The sequence below is a fragment of the Flexivirga lutea genome (assembly GCF_054778955.1).
In genome coordinates this window covers 873,927-896,979 of record NZ_BAAGZB010000001.1, presented here as the reverse complement: position 1 = coordinate 896,979, position 23,053 = coordinate 873,927, and the positions used below count along the sequence as shown (strand labels likewise).

Here is a 23,053-nt window from a genome sequence, read left to right as displayed (position 1 = left end):
CTCACACCACAAACTCTCATCAGATCTCTTCCCCGACAGGTTCTCGCACACCCAGAGACGCAGCTTCGAACTAACCGAGCGGACAACTGTCGAGCCTCACCCAACGCGGACTGTAGCGGTTCACTCGCCACCACCTACGGCGTGAGGTCTATCCTCAGCCAGGAGGCATCCTCGCCCACATACCGGATGAGGTCGTCCTGACGGGGTTGGCCGATGACCATCCGGTAGGCGCCGACGGTGCGCTGTAGGCGCCGGTACTGCTGGAGCTCGCGGCTGAGCGGCATCGCGGGCACGTAGCGCTCTATGGCGGCGTCTCCGGTGAAGACCCAGAAGGGCTTGATGTCAGACTCACCATCGCGCTTGGCGGCCTGGGCAGCTTCGAACATTGCAGCCCAGGGGTCGCGGCAACCGGATTCGACTGCGGCTGAGGCAAACTCGGCCGCAACATTCTTGCGCACGGCGTGTCCTTTGTAGCGGTGCACGCGGCCCTCGCGCTGCTCCAGGTCGACTGGATTGCCTGGGAGATTCCAGTGCACGATGGCGTGGCTGTATGTGTGGAAATCAAGCCCCTCCTGCCCCACCGAGGTCGATGCCAGGACGAACGGCCGGAACGGCGAATTGAACGCCACCCTGATCGCTGTCTCACGGAAAGCCGCCTGGTCGTCGGTCTGCGTTCGACCAAAGCGGGCCGCGAAGTGACTGCTCATCCGGTGCTCGTCGAGTCGGATCTGACCGCCGTCCGCGCTGACCTGCTCGACCACGTTCGTCGCCGACCGCGTCGACAGTGCCTCGACGACGACCTCGCTGATCGTCGACACCCGCTCGTGGGTGGAAGTACTCTGCAAGCCTTCGGATTCGACCAGCACGTGCGCATATTCGTCGAGCACCGACTGCAGACAACCGTCCACACAGTGCTCCAGCACAGCTCGCCAATACGTGGAGTCGTCCTCCCCCGACCTCAACACCGCGACGATCTCCGGCTTGTTGAAGAGGGATCGCAAGCCCTGCGCCACCTCGTACGCCGCAGCACGGGTCTGAACATCGTCCAGCGTCAATGCCTCGTCCACGACGCGGCCAAGCGCCCGGAGCGCACAGACGCCTGGACCACCGATCGCCATCGATGTCAGCACGTCGACCAGGTCCGCCGGACGCGGCCCAAGATCCTCGGCCCGGATCGTGAGCGCCTGCTCGGTGTGCCGGGCCAGACCACCGCTCTCGGAGTCGTCCGTCTCACGTGCTGCCCAACTGCCCATCGCTGCAACGACTTCGGAGTTTCCCGTGACCTCGGCCAGATCGTCGAACAGAAATGGCGCGGCCCAATACCAGCGCTGGTCCGCAGCTGCGCTGCCCATGGGATCTGGTAACGCTGACAGCGCCGCGCGCACGCGGCCCCGAACTACGTCAAGGAGCGCGGACCGCGAGATCGGGATCGGCATACGATCCGACCGAGCGATCTCAAGCGGGTCACCCAACCGGGCCAGCGTGACGCTCGGATACACCGAAGCGAGGGCCGGCATACCCCCGAGCCGACCTGAACTGACTCGAAATTGGAGAGGTGGGGTGATCGGCCGATCGTCATACCGACGACTGGTGAGACCTGCCGCCTCCATCGCCCGACGCTCCGCCTCATAACTCAGCATCACCGCGATCGCCTTCGGCACGACCGTCCACGCCGAGAAGATCAATCGTTTGGTGAAGCTGCGCACCTCCGGATCGGCGTATGCGCCGGCGGTCTCGTAGTAGGGCAACGATGGCGGGAGCCAGGCGAGTCGCCATACACCACGATCGAGCACGTCCTCGCTGAGCCCACGTAGCTTCGCGTTGCCAGGATCGACTTGTTCATACCGTCGGACCTCCTCCCACTTGAGGAGACCACGCCCGTCCTTCAACAGGCCACGAAGCTCAGGATCGTTACGCTCAGCGGCTGCCTCGAAGTTCTTCCGGATCTGGTAGCTACCGCGTTCCATCAGATTGAGCGGGTAGGGCGCCGACCGCCAGTATTCGAAGACATCGTGGTGATCGACATGCCGCGCGACGCCATCGAAAGTTCGCCAGGACCGCAGGTCTTCGGTCGCGAGTTTCGCACCGGGCATTGGCTTTTCGACGAGCATCCCGTCGCGCGATGGTGTCGACGCCAGTCGTTCGGTGCGGCACATCACCCGGCGTAGCTCATGCTCCACTCGATCCCGTGCTTCCCGTGCAACCGTGTGATCACCACCGGCGAGCAGGGTCTCCCGCATCGTGCGCAGTTCACGCTCGACGATGTGCGCACGCTCCTCCCCCGCGAGGAACTGCACCGTTCGGGTGAAGTCCCGGTAGTGGTCATCCCCTTCGGGTTCGTCGGGCAGCGTGTACATCTTGTATGGCGTGGCCGACAGCAACAGCACCTTGGCATCGGGATGTTCGAAGATCGCGTTGGCCAGCTGGGCGCCCTCGTCGTCGGAGTCCAGCAGGTCCTTGAACCGCTGGAACTCATCCAGGATCACCAGGTCCGGTTCCAGGTGCTCGACTGACGCTCGAGCGACCAGTCCGCGCAATGCCCCGATCAGGCGGTCGCGCTCGGCACCCACCTCCGGGGTTGGTTTTCCCCGCAGGTAGTTGAACTTCAGCGCGGATGCCTCGAGTTCTTCGTGCAACGGCCCACCCTGTGGGCCGGTCTCGGCCTCGATGGCTTCGCCGAAGGACTGGCACAGCTCCTCGTCAAGCACCGAGGAGTCGAACCATCCGAGCTGCTCTTCGAACCGCTCACGCCCGGACCGGCCCTCGAAGAATCTCTTCCACCGGGCTGCCTTGACGGCATTGCCCCAGCAGCCGACGAGCATCCAATAGAGAACGACCCGCTCGTAGGCGCGGCCCGGCGCCTGACCAACGCTGAACGAGGTGCCAGGTGTGAACGAGACGAAGTTGACCTTGTTTGCCCGCAGATTGCGGATGACCGGCGGCAGCAGTGTCAGCCGGTCGGCGTGCTTAATCTCTGAACCCTCAACGACGTTGAGTCTGCTGAGGTTCTGCCGGGCGATCTGACTGTTGGAGCAGATGTAGACAATGTCGATCCGCTTGTCGGTGTCCCACAGGTGCTCAATGGTCTTGCCGATGACTCCTTTGGCCACCATCGTCTTGCCCAGCCCGACCTCGTCGGCGACGAGGAACTTCTTGACCTGGTCCTCCGCTGTCCACAGTCGGTCGAACGCGTAGTCAACCGTCGAGCGCTGAAAGTCCTTGAGACTGGCGAGGATCGACTCGGTGTCCGGTCGCGACTGGGTCATCGCCGTGCCTCCTGGTGCACGGTCCAGACAATGTCCCAGAGTTCATCGAAGTCGTCCGGAACGAGTCCGTCGCCTCTTTCGTGGTCACGCAGTTCGGCGACGAGGCTGGCAACACGTGCCAGTGCGTCCTCGTCCCGGCCTACGGCACGCACGAGCGGCTCGAAGAGCGCCGCGGCAGATCCGCCCGACCCACCGGAGCCGAATGCCCGTCCGCCGCGGTCGCGGTCATCGGAGTCGCCTACCATCTCCGTCACGCTCGGGTCGCCCAAGAGGAACATGAGGTACTGCAGCACGTCGTCCTTGCTCTGCAGGATGTCGAAAACTGCATCCGATCGGCGATCGTCCACGGCCCCCATCAGGGTCGCCTTGAGAACGCATCGTCGTGTCACCTCGGCTTCGCCCTCGCCATACGTCGTCTCGACGCCGATGAATGGTGTGACGCTCTTGCCCGACATACGCCAGGTGATCCGCGCATCGAGAGGCTTGGCGTGTCCGTCCTTCGGTAACGAGATCGGCCAAACGTTCGTGACACCAGGGTTATCCGACGGAAGGTCGACGACGAACGCGGCATCGACGGTCTCTTGATCGACCGTTGCGATATAGATGGTCGGCTGCCCGGCGGCGAGCTTTTGGTGGAAGTCTTCCAGCACATACGAACTGGCGATCGCCGCGTCGTCCACACCATCCGCTGTCTGCGGTTCGTATGGTTGCAACAGTTGGCGTAGCCCCGGTGAACCGGGTGAGCCGTCCAGCGCAGCGTCCACGCCACAGGCCGATGTCGGACCGGTGAGCACGGCGTCGAATTCAACCCCTGTCCCCCACGTCTCGCTGGTCAGATTCGCGCTGCCGGTGACCACCATTGATTCGCGGTCACCCAGATCGAGCACAAAGGTCTTGGCGTGCAGACCGTCGTGCTCATCACGGAAGCCGTCGGGCCGGAGAGCGGCGGAGTCAGCTTGGCTGGTGCCCGCCGTGTTGTCATCGTCTTCTCCGAGGACGACCTCGGCCGGACGCTGCAACACGTTCACGTCCCACCCGTCCAGAGCACGAGCTCCGACCAGGTCGAGCGATTCCGCGCGGGACAGCAAGATCCGGTTCGGGCTGACCTCGGCCAGTGCTCCCAGCGCCGGGCGAGTGAGGAACGGGCTGATGGCAACGAGCCGGTCGGCAGTCGCCGGGAACGGCCAGACACGCTCGTCGGTCAGCCCGATGGGCAGCAATTTGCCGCCGGTGAACGGCTCGGGCGGCATTAGCTGGACTGTCGTCAATGTCCTTGCCAGATCTTGTATTTCGGCGAGACGTGCCTGTGTCACCGTGCGAAGTGCGAGGCCCGGCAGACCGTGCACAAAGTCCGCCGCTGGTGCGGCAGGGATGGTGCCAGCATCATCCTCGTCCAGCACGAGCGCGGTGTCCCAGGATCGGTCGAGTGTCATGTTGCGGCTGAGAATGACCACGCGGTGCAGGTTCTCGCCGGCGTCGTCGACGAATCGCAGCGCCCAGATCTTCGGGTGGAAGATCGCATCATCGTGGGGCGGCAACACTTCGAGCACGCTATCCTCGACGAAAGTGAGGATGCTGGTGTAGTTGGCCGGGACGTGGATGCCACCCGCCTGACAGAAGACCGTGGTGTGCTCGGCATACCGTCGGGCGGCTTCGAGCAGCCGGACCGGATGGACCTTCTCCATGTCTTCGGCGTCATCCATCTCAAACAGGGCGAACGACAGCGGAGCGAGGAGCAGCGCGGACAGGTTCAGCGAGTATGACGTCCCAACGGCCACGTCGAGCCGGTGTCCGGCGGGCGGTCGCAACGCGTCGGTGAGCAGGACACGAGACTCAGGAGCCAAGCTCATGACGCGCTCCGTGCGGCGTAGAGGTCGGCGAGGTACGGCTTGGCGATCGACCAGCGGTAGTCGAGTCGGCCGAGCCCGCTGACACCGGACCACCGGTCGAGCGCGCCCTGATTGACCAGGCGCGCTCGGCCCCCCTTGATCTGTCGCTCGCGGGTCGTCACCAGCTCGGCGGCACGATCACTGGTCGCGACATCGGAGTCGACGCGGATCAGGTTCAGCCACTCGTTGACGAATCGCTCTGTGAGCACATTGATTCGGGGGTTCTGGCGGCGCACCGTTGCCCACCAGTCCCGTCGGCTCCAGCCTTCGAAGACCCCGGAGGCGGCAAGCTCGTCGCGCCATACATCGATCGCGTCGTCGAGGTCAGCAACAAGCTCGTCACGGCCGCTCTTGCGGGCCAGCAGGAGGTTGTAGACGAGCAGCGCCCCGTAGATCGCCGTGTGGAACCGTCGCGCATGGTCCGTGAGATCACGCAACTGCTCCGGGGCGTCCCCGAGGTTGTCGATCTCCCAGAAGTAGTCGGGCAGGTCCTGCGGCGGGTTGTGAATCAGCCAGGCGAACATCGAACCCTGCGTCTTGGCCGCGATGAGATCGGACAGGTATTGCTCGTCCTTCGAGCGCAGCTTGAACGTGGCAGCTTTGAGTAGGTCCGCCGGTGCTTCCGGAAGATGAGGGTCGAGGCCGGTGCTCGGCATGATCTCGCGGGCTTCGGGGTCGTCGGCTCGTAGTGTCCGGCTCGCCAACGCGCGGTAATCATGTTGCCGACGGAAATATCCCTCGACCGAAAACTCTGCAGTGCGGATGCCCCACTCCCCAAGCGCACCCCAGTAGATGCCGCTCGGCATACGCCGGAGCTTGTCTCGTGCCCGGTTGCCGATGACACCGGTCTGTTCGCCGCCCGCCAAAAGGCTTTCGATCAGGCGGTATTCGAGCTTGCGGAACTGAGCGGCCATCTCGGCCGGATTGCCGCCTGTGCTTGCGCGCTGCAACAACCACGGGATGAACAGCACGTACCGCAGGCGAGTGTGCACGTAGGAGATGCCGGGGAACAGCGCTCCTGCCAGGGCATCGCGAATCGAACCGATCCCCAACTCGTCAACGGTCCCCTGCTCCTTGAAGAGGTCGACGACCTCGAGCATTTTGCGTCGTTGATCGTTGTCAGTGTCGAGCCAGCCGAACGTTGAGACCATGTGGCCGAGTCTTGCTGAAAGCCAGCTGGGTTGCTGGAGACTGGGCCGATAAATCTGTGCCTTCCCTACGACTGGTCGGCTGCTCTCGGATCTGGCCGAAGCACCTGCACACTCGCCGCCAGCTGCAGCACCGCGTTCGTGATCAGCGTCGCCAGGTTCGATGTGCCGGCCAATGCTGCGGCGTCGAGGATCTCGCGCACATGAATGCCGAAGTGTTCGTCCCAGACCACGGGACCAAAGAGGCTCACTCCGCGGGAAGTATTGCCGACCGCACGGTTGTTTCCTCCGCCGAGGACTGACGCCGACACCTCATTCGACGCCGGCATTACCGGTGCCCGCAGAATCAGTCCGGGACCATACTTGGCAGCGCGTGAGGCATCGTCCAGGGGACGAATAAGTATGTCGATGTCCTCATCCGTCAACCATTCAGCATTCGACGGCCCGTGCTTGGACGTGAAGCCGACCTCGTGCAGCACTTCCCGGGATGTCTCGCGGGCCGCTTCGACACGGTCTGGGAGGTTCTCCGGCGTCGGCAGCGCTGTCTGTGCGCCGGCGTAGATGGTGAGCATCTCGTCCACGTCGAATCGCATCCCCTGGGTCGGATGAGGCTGCTCGCAGACGATGAACTCCGCGTCGGGGAACGGCGACCGCGGCGCCGGATCGAGTTCGGATGCGATGCCGAGATATGCGAGCGCAACCTGGTTCGCCCGCGTCGTCTGCTGCAGGCACGCCTGCCGGAAGACCGTGAGCAGCTCGCGGCAGTCGTTGTTCCACGCCAACGAAGTTGACACTCGTAGGACGTCGTCCGACCAGTAGAACGACCCGAAATAGAAGTCGTCGTTGAGCACCTTGGCAACGTACGCGCCGAGTTCTTCATCCTCGGGGATGTAGAAGACGTCTGTCGTCGCTTCGAGAACAATCGTCCGGTCCGTCGAGTCGTGCTCGACACTGCCAACTTCTTGGATCCGTTGAGGCAGCGGACCCGGCCACCACATCAGTCCGTTCTGCCACATGTGGAACCACTCGGCGTCCATCATCAAGTCGCGTGCGAGAGACTCGGCTGCCTCGCCCCACCGAACGGGGACGTCATCCGCTGATTCGTCAGAGGTCATTCCTGTCCGACACCCTTCTCATAAATTGATGTTCACGAACGTACCGGTGTCGCAACACCGAGCGCCCCCGCCCACTCGTCGCTTTCCGCACCCGTCATGTCGCGGGCTTCGGCGGCAGAGAGTAGTGGGTGCCGACGGCAGCGTTGACGGCGTCGAGGATCGGCTTGGTATTGCCTCGGACGGTCAGATACTTTGCCAATGCACCGGAGTAGTCATCGGGCTCGAGATCATACGCGTCCGAGGCGAAGTCTTTCGCGGTACTGAGTCGTGCCGAGTAGGAAGCGGCGTCCGCGCCAGGTGGAATGCCGGCCTCCTCGAGATAACCGAATTCCTTGCTGAGGTTGGAGTATGCGAGACCGATGTCCCCGCCTTCCGGGATCCGGCCATCGATAATCTTGATCTCCTCTACGATCCAGCCGGCAGTCTTCTTCGCCCACGCCTTGTCGAAGTCCGAACTGCTCGCAGAGGGTGCCTCCACCGAACTCGAGGTTCTCTCCGACACCTCGGGTGCGTCGGTCGTTGACGTTGCCGACGCAGACTTGCTCGTTGGAGCTGGCGGCGCTGCTGATGTCGTGGGCGGGTCGCTCGTCGGGGGTGCCGACGCGGGCGACTCAGACGATTTCGTAGACGTCTTGTCGACTGTGGACGACTTGGTGACGGCGGACGCAGACGTCGTCACGGTGACGGTTGCCGTGCTCTGCGCCGCGGACTGACTCCCCGACGAGCACCCGACCAGGGACGTGCCGGCTATTCCTGCGAGCACGAGTGCCGTCACGCCACGTCGTGCCGTCCCCATACGTTGTCTCATCAGACCTCCACCCAGAATGAGGTGATCCTAGGGCCAGGCAACGCGGTGTCAATGCGCTTTCAATACATCGACTGCCAGCGCTTTGCGCTCGGGCACCGACCACAGCGCCACCGAGTCGAGGAAGATCTCGAGTTCTCTGACCTGCCAAGCCAGTTCGTCGAACTTCTCGGCCCACGACAGCCCGTGCGGCGACTTGACGTCGATCCATCTGAGCGTGCCCTTCCAGAGTTCCGCCTTTGCTGGGTTGGCGCCCAGACCGAGCGCTGTGCCGAGCTGCTGATTCCTGACGAGACCGGTGACCTCGTGCGTCAGGCGCAGGACGTTGTCATCGGTGAGTGAGACACCGACAAACAGCACGTGACTAGTCATCAGCATCGTCTGGAAGACCGACCCTGCGGCACGACGCCGTGCGTCATACGCGACGAACGAACTCCGGCTGAGCACCAAATCCTCTTCGTGCTCGGCATCGCCATGCATCTTGAGGATCCAAGGGGATGCCGGCTCGGGGCGCTCATACGGAAGCGCGTAAAGGTGCGTCGCGTCAGCTTGTGACCTGACCGCAGCCTCATACAACAGGTCGTAGTTGGTCGTGGCAACTTGTGAGCATCCAAGACCAGCGAGCAGAAAGTGTCCAAGCGCCGGCAGGCGAGCAGCGGGTTCGTCGCCACGGACTGCCGCCACGACCCGCCGGCTGAACTCGTCCTTCAACAGTCGGGCCAGCAGCTCCGCTTGGTCGAGCACGGGGAGATCTTTGAACATCGTCGAGGTCACAATCGAACGGTCCGGCACGTCCGCTGCGAGTTCGTTCAACAACCCGGCCCAGTCCGGCAGCCCAGCGCCCATGCTGACTCCTGCTCCGATCATCAACGACAGTGCGCCTTGTCGAACGAGTTTGCCGAGCTCCTGCGCGGTTGCCCAATGCTGAGCGTCCGGACCATGGTTCAGTGCTTGCCGCTTGCGCTGAAGGGCCTCAAACCTGTCCCGGCGGAGCACCACGATCGCCAGGTCGACACCGCTGTCGTCGGCGATCTCCTGGAGACCGTCCAGCAGGATCCGGACTGCTGCGTCAGAACCCAAACCACCACCGCCGGCTCCAAGGAGAGGCATCGCAATCAGATGTCTCGCCCTGCCCCTGACGACCTGGACCCCACGCAGCCGCGCCGCAATCTGCGCCATGGCCGCCGAGAGCCGCGCCACCAACGATGCACCCGCAGACACAGCATTGTCGTCGGTCACGTCGACGAACCAGAACCGGTCATTCGTGGCATCTTGCGCGAATCCGAGATCTGCCCACTGGGCTGGCCGCTCCGGATGCGTCTCTGTGCCGACGACCGTCCACCACTGCTCCTCAACCGCGAAGGCGGTGTCCGTCGGGATCAGCGCCGCATCGCAGGTCACATCCTGCAAACCGCCATGTATAACGAAAACGTGGCCCGGAACGTTGTTGGCAGCAGACACAAGATGCTCCTCCTGGATTGACCAACCCGAGGATTGCCTGAGTCGTCGTGGAAGGCAAGGACATTCGCCCACCCGCAGTGGGCCGAGAACGTCCCGCAAGATCAACGTGAAGCTCCCACCTGGTCAAACCGGGCGCAGTAGTTTCCACCCATGCAGCACCGAGATGATCCCGACGACCCCGCGTCGGACGTCGCCGGGCAGTCCGCCCAGCGCGAATACGAACGGCGACGACAGCTGCGGCGCGAGCGCGTTGCGTCCCGCGGCCGCGTCGCTCAAGTCGCGGCTGCGTTGACGGCCGAGCCACAGAGCACGAAAGCATGGGAACGTGGCGCCAAGGGCGAGGAGCTAGTCGGCGCGCGACTGGACCACCTGCGCGAGCGCAGCATCGGCATCCTGCACGACCGCAGGATCCCCGGCCGCGGCAACATCGACCATCTCGCCGTCACAACCGGCGGAGTGTGGGTCATCGACTCCAAGCGCTTCAAGGGGCGCCCGGAGCGGAAAGTTCAAGGCGGCCTCTTCCGGCCACGGACCGAGCGCCTCACCGTCGGCGGCCGGGATCGTGACCGGCTCGTCGACGGAGTCCTGATCCAGGTGGATCACGTTCGCCGCGTCCTCGGCGAGATCCCGGTGACGGGCGTGCTGTGCTTCGTCAGCGCCGACTGGCCACTCATCGGCGGATCGTTCGTCACGCGCGGCATCCACGTGCTGCCGCCACGACAGCTGGTCAGGACGATCGCCCGGTCCGGAACCGGCCAGCTGGATGTGGAAGCGACGGTGCGACTACTCGACCGCCACTTCCGGCCCGCCTAACGTGTGATCGGCGGATTGAGCGACTCCGCCTGACCGGCCGTGAAGAGCGCCGCCGGGCGACCGCGCCCGCGACGCATGTTCCCGGTCGGCTCGACGAAGCCGTCGGTGCCGGTCACCTTGCGATGGAAGTTCGCCGGGTCGAGCGTGATGCCCCACACCGCTTCGTAAACGGCACGCAGCTCACTCATCGTGAACTCCTCATCCAGGAAACTCGTTGCCAGCGTGGCGTATTCGAGCTTCGCGCGAGCACGCTCGACGCCATCCCGCAGGATGTGGGTGTGGTCGAACGCCAACCGTCGCCGCAATGCCTCGTCGACCGGCACCCACGAAGACTCCGCCGCGTCCGCGCCGGCGGTCGCCTCCGGCAGGTTGGCTGCGAGCGCCAGGTAGGCAACGGAGATCACGCGCTCGTCGTGCTCAGTGTCACGGCGCGGATCGCTGTATGTCGCCAGCTGCTCCAACCGCACTCCACGCTTGTCCAGGCCGGTCTCCTCGGCGAGTTCGCGGTATGCCGCCTGCTCCCCCGACTCCCCTTGCAACAAGAAGCCACCGGGCAACGCCCACTGCCCCCGAGCGGCCTTCGCCTTGCGGCGGACGAGCGCGACGTTGAGCGCGCCCTCGCGCAGCGTCAGCGCCACGATGTCAGCAGCGATCCATGCGACCAGGCGATCTGAGCTCGTCATACCAACATTTTAAGTCGACTTGACAATAATTGTCACTTCTGTTTTATTTGTCATATCGACAAGATACTCAGGAGGTCAACGATGAACCTTTCCGCAACACAGAAGAACCGCGCCGCCGGCGTGCTGCTCGGCCAGGCAATCGGCGACGCGTTGGGCGTCCCCTATGAGTTCAAGCCGGCGATCGCGGCCGGCACCGCGCAGATGATCGGCGGCGGGCTCGGTCCCTACTCCCCCGGCGAATGGTCCGACGACACCCAGATGGCGATCTGCATCGCGCAAGTCGCCGCGACCGGAGCCGACCTCAGCACGTACGCCGGGCTCGATCCCATCGCGAAGCGCTTCTGCGAGTGGCGTTTTCGCGGTGCCTCCGACATCGGCAACCAGACGGCAGCCGTCATCAGCGCCGCAAACCTGATGATCGGTGGCGCGGCGATGGATGCGTCGATGAGCCGCTACGACCTCGACACCTGGGCGGACCCGTTCCAGCGCGCAGCCGCCGACTACAGCGCGAAGCACAGCCGAGCAGCCGGCAACGGCGCCCTGATGCGCAACGGCATCGTCGGGCTGACTCGTCTCGACGACCGGAAGGCAACCGCTGCGTCAGCGCGAGCGGTGGCCGCGCTGACGCACGCCGATCCCCTCGTTGCTGCATCCTGCGTGCTGCACGCCGAAGCGGTGCGAGTGGCCATCCTCGAGGGGCGGCTCGACATACGGTCGGGTCTCGATCTGCTGCCCCAGGAAACGCGGGACCAGTGGTCGCAGTGGATCGATGAGGCCGAGCGCGAGGAGCCGAAGTGTTTCAAGTCCAACGATTTCACCGTCACGGCGCTCCAAGCGGCGTGGTCGGCGATCTTCCACACGATGCCCGAGCGGCCCACACCTGATCACGTGAACGATGCACTCCAACTGGCGATCTCGATCGGCCACGACACCGACACGGTCGCCGCCATCGCCGGCGCCCTGCTCGGTGCCCGGTATGGCGCGAGCGGACTCCGCCACGACTGGCGACAGCGCGTGCACGGCTGGCCCGGCCTGCACGGCCACGACCTGATCCGGCTCGCCCTCATGACCGCGAGCGCCGGCATCGGACAGCCGATCCGCGACGACCAGTGGCCGCTGTCCGCGACCACCCAACAGGAGACCAGAACCCTCGGCGTGCCGCTCCCAGCGGACGACGGCGTCATCCTCGGCACGGAGGCCGACTTGCCTCGGGCGAGCGAATTGGGTTGCGACGCGGTCGTCTCCCTCTCTCGCATCGGCAGCGACAACCGCCGACCGACACATGTCGCAACGCACCTCGAACAATGGCTCATCGACAGCGAGGAGCCATCTGCCAACGCCAACCTCGTTTGGGCCCTGCACGATGCGGCGGATGCGGTGAGTGATCTCCGCCGCGATGGACACACGGTGCTGCTGCACTGTGCGCGGGCGGAGCACCGCACGCCTGCGGTTGCGCTGCTCTACGTGGTGAAGCACCAGCGGAAGTCGCGGGAGGAGGCAGCTCGCGCCATACGAAATGCGCTGGGCCGCATCCGCATCGACGGACTGTTGTGGCGGACCGCGGTGGCCGAAGCGCGGGCCGTGGCCGAGCGTCCGGGGCACTGGATCGTCGAGGGTTGCGATCAGCCGTGACCGAACAGGGATGTCAGTGGTCGCTGCGAAAATGAGGACGCCGAAAGGCCGTGAGGCGATGACGAAACGAGTGACGCGGCCGGCGACCGAGACGTCGCCGACCGGTGCGTGGGAGCTGTTCGAGCGACGCCTGTCGGCATACATCTCGACGATGTTCGACGCGGCCGACAGCCTGCAGATCTACATACCGAGGTTCACCGAGGCCGACCCCTGGGTGATTGACATCCAGACCGTGCCGGAGCACCAGACGATCCGGATCGACTACAAGTGGGACGAGGTCTACCTCCGAGCTGACGACCCGGCCGACACCATCCGCCAGATGCGCACCGTGCTCGAGGGCGGACGTTTCCGGATTTCCCATCCGCAGTTGCTCACCGTCTCCGCGACGGGCCCGGCGCGGGCCGGTGTCGGGATCCTCGGGCTCGGGGTTCGGGGCACCCTGCCCTCGCCCGATGACGAGGCCGTGCCGTCACTGGTCACCAGCACCCGCGATCAGCTGCTGGGCGCGCTGCTGGCCCACGCCCGCACCGCGTTCGACGACGAGATCGAGCTCGACGAGGACGAGGACCTGCCGCTTTTCATCAACGGCGTGCGCCTGTGGGCCGGTGTCCCCACACCGAAGCCGTCGATCATACTCTTCACCCGCGTCGTCGACAACGTGCACTCGCGGCGGCAGGCATGCGCCGATGTCAACGTGCTCAACCGGAGCAATCTGTGGTCTCGGTGGGTGATCCGGGACCACTCCGTGTGGCAGCACTTGTCGATCCCGTCGTTCATCTTCCAACCGGACTTGTTCGACGAGATGCTGCAGCTCTTCACTTCCGACTATCGGTCCACCCAGCTCGACCTCGCCGATCGGCTCGGCGGGCAGCCGGCGTCCGGATGACCACCACTCGCCTAGCCAACTTTCGCTCACCGGAGGTCTCACCAGTGATGACTGCGCCGACCACACCCGATCCGATATCATCGGACTAAGAGGTGATATCCATGGTTGACATCCTGATCCGCAACGTCGACGACGACGACCTGAAAGCAATCGATGCCATGGCGGCCAGCCGTGGCATATCTCGCAGCGAGTTGCTCCGTCGCGAGGCCCACGAGTTCGCTCGCCGGCATAACGGCGAGTCGGTGACCGTCGACGACCTCCGTCGGTCACTGGCACTAACTACCGATCTCCTGGACGACGACGTGATGCGCGGAGCCTGGGAGTAGTGGCCGGCCGCGCTCAGCAATGGCTGGTCCACAAATCGGCATACCAGAGGCTTGCCGACTCGCACGAGATCGACCTCTGGTTGGAGCGCCTACAACGCGGACTGCTACACGTCGCGTCGGTGACTGTCCTCGAGATCGGCTATTCCGCACGTGGAGCCCGGGACTGGCGGCAGCTTCGAGAAGTGCCACCACTGTCCTTGATGCCGCAAGAGCCGACATCAGCATCCACTGAGTCGCGCGCGATACAAGTGCAGGGTGAGCTGGCAGCGCGCGGACATCATCGCGGACCGGGAGTCGCCGACCTACTCATCGCCGCCATAGCCGAAGAACAGGGGCTGACGGTCCTGCACGTCGACCGGGATTTCGAGCTCATTGCCCAAGTCACCGGCCAGACCGTCGAGTGGCTCGACGGCGACTTCTGATTGCCGGACCTCGAACTTTCTGTGAGAGGTTGGACAGCCCCGACGACAGGTGACCAGCAATGAGCGAACTGGCCGACGCCGTACTCCCCCTCATCCGCACCCGAACCGACCTGCACAGCTACCACGCCTCCAACGCGCATGGCGGTCAGATGCACGAGGGCGTCGACATCCTCGAATCCGCAATTCCCACAGCCGATCCGCAGGACGCCTACGACGTGACACGGCGTGCTTTGGCCAGCGCACTGAAGGTGATCATGCGCTGCGACGACTCTGCCGGCATCATCGGCGACGCATGCCGACGGTTGGTCGCGCTGCACCCCAAGGTCGCCGCGGCAGCACAGGTGCCGCCAAAGAAGCTGGTCGACTGGATGATGAAGTTCCAGTTCGAGCAGGAGTGCGACTTCTTCGAGCTCGACCCGGTTGCTTACGCACCCGCGCTCGGTGATGGCGGGGTCGCCGACTACCGCACACGGCTGGCCGATGTCGCAGCCGGCCTCGGCCCCCGTCCCAAGGACGTGCTCAGCAGCTTTCACACGCACGACTGGTTCACCATCCAGTGGAACGAACGGCGACTGGCCGTGCTCGATCACGACATCGATGCGATCATTGCCACCCATGCGCGAGAGCAGAAGGTTGCTGCCTGGCTGACCGACACCGCCAAGGCGTTCGAGGAGATCGGCGAGATCGATCTCGCCATCGAATGGGCCCGGAAAGCAACCGATTTCGACCGCGGGTGGCAGGCGAAGAAGGGTGGCGCCTACTGGTGCGAACTGCTCGCCACGCACCGCCCCGATCAGCTGTTGGCAGCCCGTGAGACGGTCTTCCGGCGGTGGCCAGACTCAGGCACCGCGGCCCAGTTGTATGACGCTTCAGGTAACTCCTGGCCTGATTACGTCGATCAGGTCTCATCGGCTCTCGAAGCGAGCCCACGGGACGCCGTACTCTTCACACTGCTCACCCTGAAGGACACCCCGGCCGCGTGGGATCAGGCCCACGCGCTCGGCCTGACCGACGCGGACGTCTGGGACCGGCTGGTCACGGCATACAACAAGATCGATCCGCTTGCCACGCTCCCTGTGCACGCACGGCTCGTCGAAGGGCTATTGATCCAGGCGAACGCGCACAACTACCGATTGGCCGCCCGGCGCCTGGCGACGATGCGCAAGCTCGCCAAAGGCTCTGCCAAAGCTGGTGAAGTCGACCGGCTGATCGCGCAGCTGCGCGACGAGCACCGGCGCCGGCCGCGACTGCAGCGCGAATTCGACAAGGCACGGCTTCCGTGAGCCATCGCCCACCGGCTGACAAACTGGCCGTATGGCGAACAAGGAACCCGTCGACCCACAGATGCAGGCCCTCGTCGACCAGGCCCTGGCCAGTGGTGATCCCATCGGTTTCATCACCGAGCTGACCCGGCAACTGGGTGGGGCGGCGACCGATCCGCTCTTCGAGAGCAACCCCGAGATCGACCTGCCCGACCCTCCGCTGCACCCCGCACTGATCACGGTGCGCGTCGACCTCCTCGGCGCGCACCCCCCGATCTGGCGCCGGCTCGAACTGCGCGGCGACCTGACCCTGACCGGCGTCCACGATCACCTGCAGGCGGCGTTCGGCTGGTCGGAGTCGCACCTGCACCGGTTCGACGCGCCCGGCGCGGTCAGCGGTAGCCATCCCTACTTCGTCACCGAGTTCGACCTGGACGAAGGCGACACCGGCACCAACGAAGCCGATGCCCGCCTCGACCAGGTGCTGCGCAAACCGGGCGAAAGGCTGCGTTACACCTACGATTTCGGCGACAACTGGAAGCACGAGTTCAAGGTCGAGTCGGTGCGGCCGGCCACCGACGAGGACCCACCAGCCCGCTGCACCGGCGGCCGCGGGGCCTGCCCGCCGGAGGACGTCGGCGGCATACACACCTGGAACGACCTCGCCGCTGCGCTGCGAGCCGACCCGGACCCGACGCACCTCACCGGCGCCCTCGGGCAGTATGCCGACTGGCTTCCCCCGGGCTGCGACCCCGACGAGTTCTCCGTGGCGGAGGCCAACAACGCGATCTCGTTCGTCGGTGCCGACGCAGAAGAGCTTCTTCGTGGATTCGAGGCCCCGGATGCTGGTGGCCTCCCGTCCGAATTGCCCGAGCCACGAACCGAACTCGCCAGCCTCCTCAACCACTGCCCCGACGACATCGTCGACATACTCGCTGGTGTCGCCGGCCGCGCACTCACGGTCGCCGCCGACGACACGGTGACCGACGCCGATATACGGGAGGCACTTCGTCCGTGGCAGGCAATGCTGGACGCGGTCAGCGATGAGGGTGTCCAGCTGACCAGCGCAGGCTGGCTGCCACCCGCCACCGTCCAACGGGTCTGGCAGGAAAGCGGATTCACCCGCTCGTATGGCGGCAAGGCCAACCGCGAGCAGAACACGACACAGGTGCGGTTGGTGCGCGAGGAGAGCGTGCGAGCCGGGCTGCTGCGGAAGAACAAGGGACGACTGCTGCTGACCAAGAAGGGCCGGCAGTGCCGAGACTCTCAGGACGAGCTGCTCGACGCCGTTGCAGGCTCACTCCTCCACGACAAATACGAATTCGTCCAGGACGCTCGGGTGATCTCGGTGCTCTTCATCGCGGCCGACTGGCAGATTGGCCCGGACTCCCGCTGGGCGGCATACGCAGCCGAACGTGGTGAGCCACTGCGTCCTTCGGAGATCCGCGACGCGTTCTGGGACGATGTGGCACACCTGATGAACGAGATCGGCTGGCGGCTGGACGCCAGCGTGCCGTTGCACCGTGGGGACATGGGCTACGAAACGCACCATGCTCTGCGCATGCTCGATCTCAACGGATCGCCACTCACGTTGCCGAACTCCCCCGCCATACGGACGATCGCCCGGGCTGCGCTTTTCACGTGAACACCCATCGGCCGCGGTCTCGATACACCTCCTCCGCTGCGCTCCCCCGGCACTCGACCAGCATGCAGGACACAATGGGGCGATGCGGACTCTGCTGAACCTCATCTGGCTGATCCTCTGCGGCTTCTGGATGGCGGTGGGGTACGTCATCGCCGGGGTGATCTGCTGCATCCTGATCGTCACTATCCCGTTCGGGATTGCGTCGTTCCGGATCGCGAACTATGCGCTGTGGCCGTTCGGGCGGACGGTCGTGAAGGACCCGCACGCCGGTGCCGCGTCCACGATCGGCAACATCATCTGGTTCGTCTTCGCCGGGCTCTGGCTCGCCATCGGACACATCATCACCGGCGTCGCCATGTGCATCACGATCATCGGCATACCGCTGGGCATCGCGAGCTTCAAGATGGTGCCGATCTCGTTGCTGCCGTTGGGTGCTCAGATTGTTCCCTCGGACGGAGTCGTGCTGGTCGGCGGGCCGCCGCGGCGGTAGGTCGGACCGTCGTGGAAGGGATTGGCCAAACTGATATCATGTTGATGGATTGATAGCAGTGAGGAGAGCGTCATGTCCGCGATCACGATCCGAAACCTGTCCGAGGAGACCCACCGCGCCCTGAAAGCACGGGCCGCCGCGCATGGTCGAAGCACTGAGGCTGAGGTGCGCGCGATCCTCGACGAAGCCACCTCGGACAGCGAACGGTTGGGAACATTGCTGGTCTCGATCGGCGCTGAGGCAGGTGGAGTGGATCTGCCGGTCGAGCGCGACCACACATCACGCGAGCCGCTGCACCTCACGTGATCATCGTCGATACCAACGTGCTCTCCGAGCCTTTGCGTCGGCAGCCGTCACCTTCCGTGGTGACCTGGCTCGATGCCCAGGCGATCGAAACCCTCTATCTCACAACCATCGGCCTCGCCGAAGTCCGCTACGGCATCGCTGCGCTACCGACAGGGAAGCGCAAAGTAAACCCTGCGCAACGGTTCGAGGATGAAGTCCTTCCGCTGTTTCGCGACCGTGTGCTCACCTTCGACGAATCGGCTGCGTTCGCTTACGGAAAGCTGCGAGCGAAGACCAGGGCCGACGGACGCGCGCTCGGTGATTTCGACGCGCTCATCGCGGCGATCGCTGACTCGCGAAAATTCATTGTCGCCACCCGTGACGTCAGCCCATTTGAAGCCGCCGGACTCACAGTCATCAATCCATTCGAGATGTGAGCGCCCTGGATCCTCTGGGTAGCGGGTTGACGTGCCCGGGCCGATAGTTGCCTGCGTAGGTGATTGTCACGACAGCCGAGCTGATGCACCATCGAGTCATGCATTGGCCAGGGGAGAAGCAACAACGAGCGCGCGGTTGGTTCGAGCTCGTCACGTCTGTGGCGATGATCGTGCTCGGCATCATGGGGATACCGCATGCCGGCACGACGTGGGGCATGTTCATGGGCTTCTGCGGACTGATCGGGATCTCCAACGCCCTGTGGCACTTCGGTGTGCTGGGTCCCGATTGCGGTCAACGCGAACGGGATTGAGCTCGGGGCCGTCGGTCTTCGGGGTCTCGATACGCCGTCCTCCATTGCGCTCCCCCAGGCACTCGACCCGCTTGAGTTGCCGGCGCTGGTTTCGAGACGGCCTCCGCTTGAGCGGCGGCCCTTCGAGACGCCCGCTCGTTCCTCACGGGCTCCTCAGGGACCTTCAATTGTGGGCTCCTCAGGGACCTTCAATTGTGGGCTCCTCAGGGACCTTCAATTGCGGCCTCCTCAACCAGCTTTGTTACTTGATGAAACCTTCCTGCTTCAGCCAGTCGTAGGCGACGTCGGCGGGCTCCTTGCCGTCGACGTCGACGGCGGCGTTCAGCTTCAGCAACACCGGGTTGGTCAGCTTCTTGGTGATCGGCGCAAAGAGTTTCGCGATCTGTGGGTACTTCTTCAGCAGCTTGTCCCGGACGACGAGCGACACGTTGTACTTCGGGAAGAAGTTGCGGTCGTCCTGCAGCACGCTCAGGTGCAGCGCGAGGATGCGACCGTCGGTGGTGAAGACCTCGCCGAAGTTGCACTTGCCGTGCGCGGTTGCGTCGTAGATCGCGCCGGTCTGATAGGTCCGCAGGTTGCTGCGCGGGACGCCGCTGCCCAGCGGCACGTCATACTTCTTGAGCATGCCCTTGAGCCCGTCCGGGCGGTTGATCAGCTCGGACTCCACACAGAAGGTCCGCTGCGACTTCGGCACCTTCGACAGCTGCGACAGCTTGGTGATGTGGAACTTCTGCTGCACTGATCTGGTGACCGCGAAGCCGTAGGTGTTGTTCATCGGCGCCGGCGGCAGCCAGTCGAGGTTGTTCTTCTTCTTGTCCTCGTCGCGCACCGCGACATACTGCTTGTGCTCGTTGGGGATCGGGTTCGCGTGACCGAGATAGGTGATCCACCCGGTGCCGGTGTACTCCCACATGACGTTGATCTGACCGTCGAGCATCGCCTGCCGGGCGGACGCCGAGCCAGGGATGTTGGTCAGGTCGGTGACCGTGGCGCCGGCCGACTTCAGCAGGATGATCGCCATCTTGCCCAGCAGGATCTGCTCGGTGAAGTTCTTGGAGCCGACCGCGACCGACGCGCCGCTCAACGACTTCGTGTTGGTCAGCACGCCCGCCAACTGCGCCGATGGCACATAGCCGCCCGCCGTACCCAGGCCCAGGCAGCCCGAGGTGGTGAGCGCGATTGCGGCCGCGCCCGCGACGGTCGCCAACCCGCGGCGTCGCCCCCGAGATGTTGTATGGCGCAAGGTGATTCGCATCAGACCCCCTTCGGACGGACCAACAGCTCCAGCACCCGACCGAACCACTCGACCAGCAGGGCGAGCAGCGCGATCAGCACGGCGCCGGCGACCATCACCGGGTAGCGGTAGAGCGTGATGCCGGCGGTGATGACACCGCCGAGGCCGCCGGCGTTGACGAACGTCGCGAGCGCCGCGGTGCCCACGACCAGGACCAGGGCGGTGCGGATGCCCGCCATGATGACCGGCAGCGCGAGCGGCAACTCGATGCGCACGAGCACCGCGATGCCGGACAGGCCCACTCCTCGCCCGGCCTCTACCAGAGTCGGGTCGACGCCCTGCAGCCCGGCGATCGTGTTGCGAAGCACCGGCAGCACGCCATACAGGGTCAGCGCGGCGATGGCCACCCAGAAGCCGGACCAGCTCGACAGCCACATGAACAGCAGCACGATCAGGCCGATCGACGGCGCGGCCTGGCCGGCGTTCGCGACGCCGACCACGACCGGCGCCAGGAACTTCACCCCGGGCCGGGTGAGCAGCGTGCCCAACGGCACGGCGATCGCCACGACGATCAGCGAGGCCACGATGGTCAGCTTGACGTGCTGCCAGATCTGCAGGCGCACCGCGGTCCATCCCAGCGAGCTGCGTTCGACGTAGTCCAGCGTGGCAGTCTGCCGCCACCACACGTAGAGCAGGAACCCGACGATCACCAGCACCGGGATGCCGAAGAGCTCGATCGCGGTGCCGCGCGACATCCGGGCGGGCGCGCGACTCTCCCCCGTCTCGGCACCGGCAGCGTCGACAACCGGTGCCTCGGTGTCGACGCTCACTGCGCGAGCCCGCCTTCCAGCTCCTCATCGGTCGGCGCGATCGAGATTCGTTCGGCAGGATGCTCATCGCCGTCACCGGTGGCGGCGGGACCACTGTCGGCCTCCGCCTCACGCTGCATCGCCTCGATGAAGTCGGTGACGGTCTTGAAGTCGACCACCCCGAGGTAGGCGTCCCGATCACCGGTCACGATCGCACCACCGTGTCCGCTCACCAGCATCGTGTCCAGGGCGTCGTTGAGAGTGGCCCGCGTGTCCAGGGTCACCGGATCCTGGTCGGGGTCGACGATGGCGGCGCCGCTCAGCTGCCGCACCCACGGCCAACCCCTGGGCCGATTGCGCGTGTCGAGCACGATGACCGAACGGTCGCCGTTCGCCTCGGCCCGCTGCCGCACGTCGGCGGTCTTCTCGCCCACCGTGGCGGTTGTCGGCATCTTCAGGTCGAGGTCGGCCACGCGCGCCAGACTCAACCGTTTCAGCGACGAGCCGGCGCCGACGAAGTCCTGCGCGAATTCGTTCGCCGGGTTGCTGAGCACCACCTCGGGGGTGTCGTACTGCGCGATGCGGGCCCCCTCCTGCAGGATCAGCACCCGGTCCCCCAGCTTGATCGCCTCGTCGATGTCATGGGTGACGCAGACGATCGTCTTGCGCAACTCGCGCTGGATCGACAGCAACTCGTCCTGCAGACGCTGGCGGGTGATCGGGTCGACAGCGCCGAACGGCTCGTCCATCAGGATCACCGGCGGGTCGGCCGCGAGCCCGCGCGCGACGCCGATGCGCTGCTGCTGGCCGCCGGACAGCTCGCGCGGGTAACGACTGCGGTACTTCGCCGGGTCCAGCCCGACCAGGTCGAGCATCTCGTCGACCCGCTCCGTGATCCGGGACGCATCCCAGCCAAGTAGCTTCGGGACCATCGCGATGTTCTTGGCGACCGTCATGTGCGGGAACAGGCTGCCGCCCTGGATGACGTAGCCGATCGTCCGCCGCAGCTCGTCGACCTTCTTGGCGCGGATGTCCTCGCCGCCGATGCTGATGGTGCCGGACGTGGGCTCGATGAGCCGGTTGATCATCTTCAGCGTGGTCGTCTTGCCGCATCCCGACGGGCCGACGAACATCACGATCTCGCCGGCCGGCACCGTCAGGCTGATGCTGTCGACCGCCGGCGCCTTCTGCCCGCGATAGATCTTGGTGACCCCGTCGAGGCGGATCTCCGCACCGCTGACTGCGTTGCCGGCTTCGGTGGTGGATTCCAGAGCTGTCATCAGACCCGCACTCCCTTGGAGGTGGTGAGCCGCCCCAGCAGGAGCAGCAGGACATCGAGGATGAGCGCCAGCACAACGATCCCGATCGTCGCGGACAGCGCGTAGTTCAGTGCGTTCTTGCCACCGACCTGGGCCAGTCCCTGGAAGATCCACGCACCGAGACCCGGCCCCAGGACGTATGCCGCGATGGCGGCGATCCCCATACACATTTGCAACGAGACCCGGATGCCGCTGAGGATGACCGGCCAGGCCAACGGCAGCCGAACGCGCACCAGGGTCATCGGCTCGCTCATCCCCATGCCGCGAGCGGACTCCACCAGCCGCGGGTCGACTCCCTGCAGGCCGACCACCGCGTTACGCAGAATGGGCAGGACGGCGTAGAAGGTCACCGCAACCAGCGCCGTGGTGGAGCCCAGGCCGGTCAGCGGCAGCAGGAGCCCGATCAGGGCGAAGGACGGGATGGTCAGCCCGATGGCGCTCACCGCGTTGGCCACCGGCTCCAGCTTCGGCAGCCGCGTCACGAGCACCGCGAGCGCCACCGCGATCACCGTCGCGAAGATGACGGCCAGGATCACCAGATAAGCGTGGTTCCACGCATTGATCAGGAACTGCGCCTTCCGGTCCACCAGGAAGTTCCACACGGCTTTGCCTCCCGACGGGTCGTTGACGAGGTGTGTGCTGCGCGTGCCGAACCCGCAGGACGTCCTAACACAAACACACAACCAGTCAGGTGCCAAGCAGCAAAGTCGTTCCCGCGGCACAGTTTTCGATTTTGTATGCCGCACGGGGCGCCTCGCGAGCACCAGCCATTGGCCGCGTTTGGCGTTGTGCGTCAACGCTTTTCGGCTGCTTCT

22 protein-coding genes are annotated in these 23,053 nt (G+C 65.0%); 11 read left to right on the top strand and 11 right to left on the bottom strand.

Features of this window, described 5'->3' with window-relative positions:
* Positions 1-134 precede the first annotated feature (134 nt).
* The 6 genes from ACYVBN_RS04235 to ACYVBN_RS04210 all read right to left on the bottom strand — a co-directional run bounded on the left by ACYVBN_RS04235 (position 135) and on the right by ACYVBN_RS04210 (position 9,684).
* On the bottom strand, positions 135-3,266 hold the full coding sequence (locus ACYVBN_RS04235; RefSeq protein WP_460599418.1) for a DEAD/DEAH box helicase: 3,132 nt from the start codon (positions 3,264-3,266) through the stop codon (positions 135-137).
* Complete coding sequence (locus ACYVBN_RS04230) at positions 3,263-5,116, bottom strand: phospholipase D family protein (protein ID WP_460599417.1); 1,854 nt, start codon at positions 5,114-5,116, stop codon at positions 3,263-3,265. The genes ACYVBN_RS04235 and ACYVBN_RS04230 overlap by 4 nt, the downstream gene beginning before the upstream one ends.
* The gene (locus tag ACYVBN_RS04225; RefSeq protein WP_460599416.1) at positions 5,113-6,306 is read right to left on the bottom strand and encodes a DUF6361 family protein; all 1,194 of its coding nucleotides are present in this window, start codon (positions 6,304-6,306) and stop codon (positions 5,113-5,115) included. Before ACYVBN_RS04225 ends, ACYVBN_RS04230 begins: the two co-directional genes overlap by 4 nt.
* A gap of 65 nt (positions 6,307-6,371) precedes the next feature.
* Positions 6,372-7,340, bottom strand: a complete 969-nt coding sequence (locus ACYVBN_RS04220) for a hypothetical protein (RefSeq protein ID WP_460599415.1) — start codon at positions 7,338-7,340, stop codon at positions 6,372-6,374.
* Positions 7,341-7,512: 172 nt separating this feature from the next.
* Positions 7,513-7,896 (bottom strand): hypothetical protein, encoded by a 384-nt coding sequence (locus tag ACYVBN_RS04215; protein WP_460599414.1) that lies wholly within the window; start codon positions 7,894-7,896, stop codon positions 7,513-7,515.
* Between the two features lie 378 nt (positions 7,897-8,274).
* On the bottom strand, positions 8,275-9,684 hold the full coding sequence (locus ACYVBN_RS04210; RefSeq protein ID WP_460599413.1) for an SIR2 family protein: 1,410 nt from the start codon (positions 9,682-9,684) through the stop codon (positions 8,275-8,277).
* 150 nt (positions 9,685-9,834) lie between these two features.
* On the opposite strand from ACYVBN_RS04210, the gene ACYVBN_RS04205 reads away from it, so the two are divergent.
* Positions 9,835-10,497 (top strand): nuclease-related domain-containing protein, encoded by a 663-nt coding sequence (locus ACYVBN_RS04205; RefSeq protein ID WP_460599412.1) that lies wholly within the window; start codon positions 9,835-9,837, stop codon positions 10,495-10,497.
* Here ACYVBN_RS04205 and ACYVBN_RS04200 read toward each other — a convergent pair.
* Entirely contained in the window at positions 10,494-11,180 is a 687-nt protein-coding gene (locus ACYVBN_RS04200; RefSeq protein ID WP_460599411.1) for an NUDIX hydrolase, read from the bottom strand. The two genes, ACYVBN_RS04205 and ACYVBN_RS04200, sit on opposite strands and share 4 nt — an antisense overlap.
* An 81-nt stretch (positions 11,181-11,261) precedes the next feature.
* Here ACYVBN_RS04200 and ACYVBN_RS04195 point away from each other — a divergent pair, with 81 nt between their 5' ends.
* The 10 genes from ACYVBN_RS04195 (at position 11,262) to ACYVBN_RS04150 (ending at position 18,876) form a co-directional block, all read left to right on the top strand.
* Positions 11,262-12,812 (top strand): ADP-ribosylglycohydrolase family protein, encoded by a 1,551-nt coding sequence (locus tag ACYVBN_RS04195; RefSeq protein ID WP_460599410.1) that lies wholly within the window; start codon positions 11,262-11,264, stop codon positions 12,810-12,812.
* Between the two features lie 58 nt (positions 12,813-12,870).
* Complete coding sequence (locus ACYVBN_RS04190) at positions 12,871-13,698, top strand: T3SS (YopN, CesT) and YbjN peptide-binding chaperone 1 (RefSeq protein WP_460599409.1); 828 nt, start codon at positions 12,871-12,873, stop codon at positions 13,696-13,698.
* Positions 13,699-13,799: 101 nt separating this feature from the next.
* Complete coding sequence (gene vapB, locus ACYVBN_RS04185) at positions 13,800-14,024, top strand: ribbon-helix-helix domain-containing protein (RefSeq protein WP_460599408.1); 225 nt, start codon at positions 13,800-13,802, stop codon at positions 14,022-14,024.
* Positions 14,024-14,446, top strand: coding sequence for a PIN domain nuclease (locus tag ACYVBN_RS04180; RefSeq protein WP_460599407.1), 423 nt, complete (start codon positions 14,024-14,026; stop codon positions 14,444-14,446). Before vapB ends, ACYVBN_RS04180 begins: the two co-directional genes overlap by 1 nt.
* A gap of 59 nt (positions 14,447-14,505) precedes the next feature.
* Positions 14,506-15,729: a DUF6880 family protein gene (locus tag ACYVBN_RS04175; protein ID WP_460599406.1), complete on the top strand. Its 1,224-nt coding sequence runs from the start codon at positions 14,506-14,508 to the stop codon at positions 15,727-15,729.
* Positions 15,730-15,760: 31 nt separating this feature from the next.
* Entirely contained in the window at positions 15,761-17,353 is a 1,593-nt protein-coding gene (locus ACYVBN_RS04170) for a plasmid pRiA4b ORF-3 family protein (RefSeq protein ID WP_460599405.1), read from the top strand.
* Positions 17,354-17,435: 82 nt separating this feature from the next.
* Positions 17,436-17,843, top strand: coding sequence for a YccF domain-containing protein (locus ACYVBN_RS04165; RefSeq protein ID WP_460599404.1), 408 nt, complete (start codon positions 17,436-17,438; stop codon positions 17,841-17,843).
* Between the two features lie 72 nt (positions 17,844-17,915).
* A complete protein-coding gene (locus ACYVBN_RS04160; RefSeq protein WP_460599403.1) occupies positions 17,916-18,149 on the top strand; it encodes a FitA-like ribbon-helix-helix domain-containing protein in 234 nt (77 codons plus the stop codon).
* Positions 18,146-18,565 carry a type II toxin-antitoxin system VapC family toxin gene (locus ACYVBN_RS04155; RefSeq protein ID WP_460599402.1) on the top strand — a complete coding sequence of 140 codons (420 nt, stop codon included), beginning with the start codon at positions 18,146-18,148 and terminating at the stop codon, positions 18,563-18,565. Before ACYVBN_RS04160 ends, ACYVBN_RS04155 begins: the two co-directional genes overlap by 4 nt.
* A 59-nt stretch (positions 18,566-18,624) precedes the next feature.
* Positions 18,625-18,876 (top strand): hypothetical protein, encoded by a 252-nt coding sequence (locus ACYVBN_RS04150; RefSeq protein ID WP_460599401.1) that lies wholly within the window; start codon positions 18,625-18,627, stop codon positions 18,874-18,876.
* Between the two features lie 241 nt (positions 18,877-19,117).
* On the opposite strand, the gene ACYVBN_RS04145 is transcribed toward ACYVBN_RS04150, so the two are convergent.
* Genes ACYVBN_RS04145 through ACYVBN_RS04130 form a run of 4 tightly spaced genes read right to left on the bottom strand, consistent with a single transcriptional unit; the run spans position 19,118 to position 22,840 of the window.
* Entirely contained in the window at positions 19,118-20,131 is a 1,014-nt protein-coding gene (locus ACYVBN_RS04145) for a glycine betaine ABC transporter substrate-binding protein (RefSeq protein WP_460599400.1), read from the bottom strand.
* On the bottom strand, positions 20,131-20,940 hold the full coding sequence (locus ACYVBN_RS04140) for an ABC transporter permease (protein WP_460599399.1): 810 nt from the start codon (positions 20,938-20,940) through the stop codon (positions 20,131-20,133). Before ACYVBN_RS04140 ends, ACYVBN_RS04145 begins: the two co-directional genes overlap by 1 nt.
* Complete coding sequence (locus tag ACYVBN_RS04135) at positions 20,937-22,199, bottom strand: ATP-binding cassette domain-containing protein (RefSeq protein ID WP_460599398.1); 1,263 nt, start codon at positions 22,197-22,199, stop codon at positions 20,937-20,939. The genes ACYVBN_RS04140 and ACYVBN_RS04135 overlap by 4 nt, the downstream gene beginning before the upstream one ends.
* Complete coding sequence (locus ACYVBN_RS04130; protein ID WP_460599397.1) at positions 22,199-22,840, bottom strand: ABC transporter permease; 642 nt, start codon at positions 22,838-22,840, stop codon at positions 22,199-22,201. The genes ACYVBN_RS04135 and ACYVBN_RS04130 overlap by 1 nt, the downstream gene beginning before the upstream one ends.
* Positions 22,841-23,053: the final 213 nt, after the last annotated feature.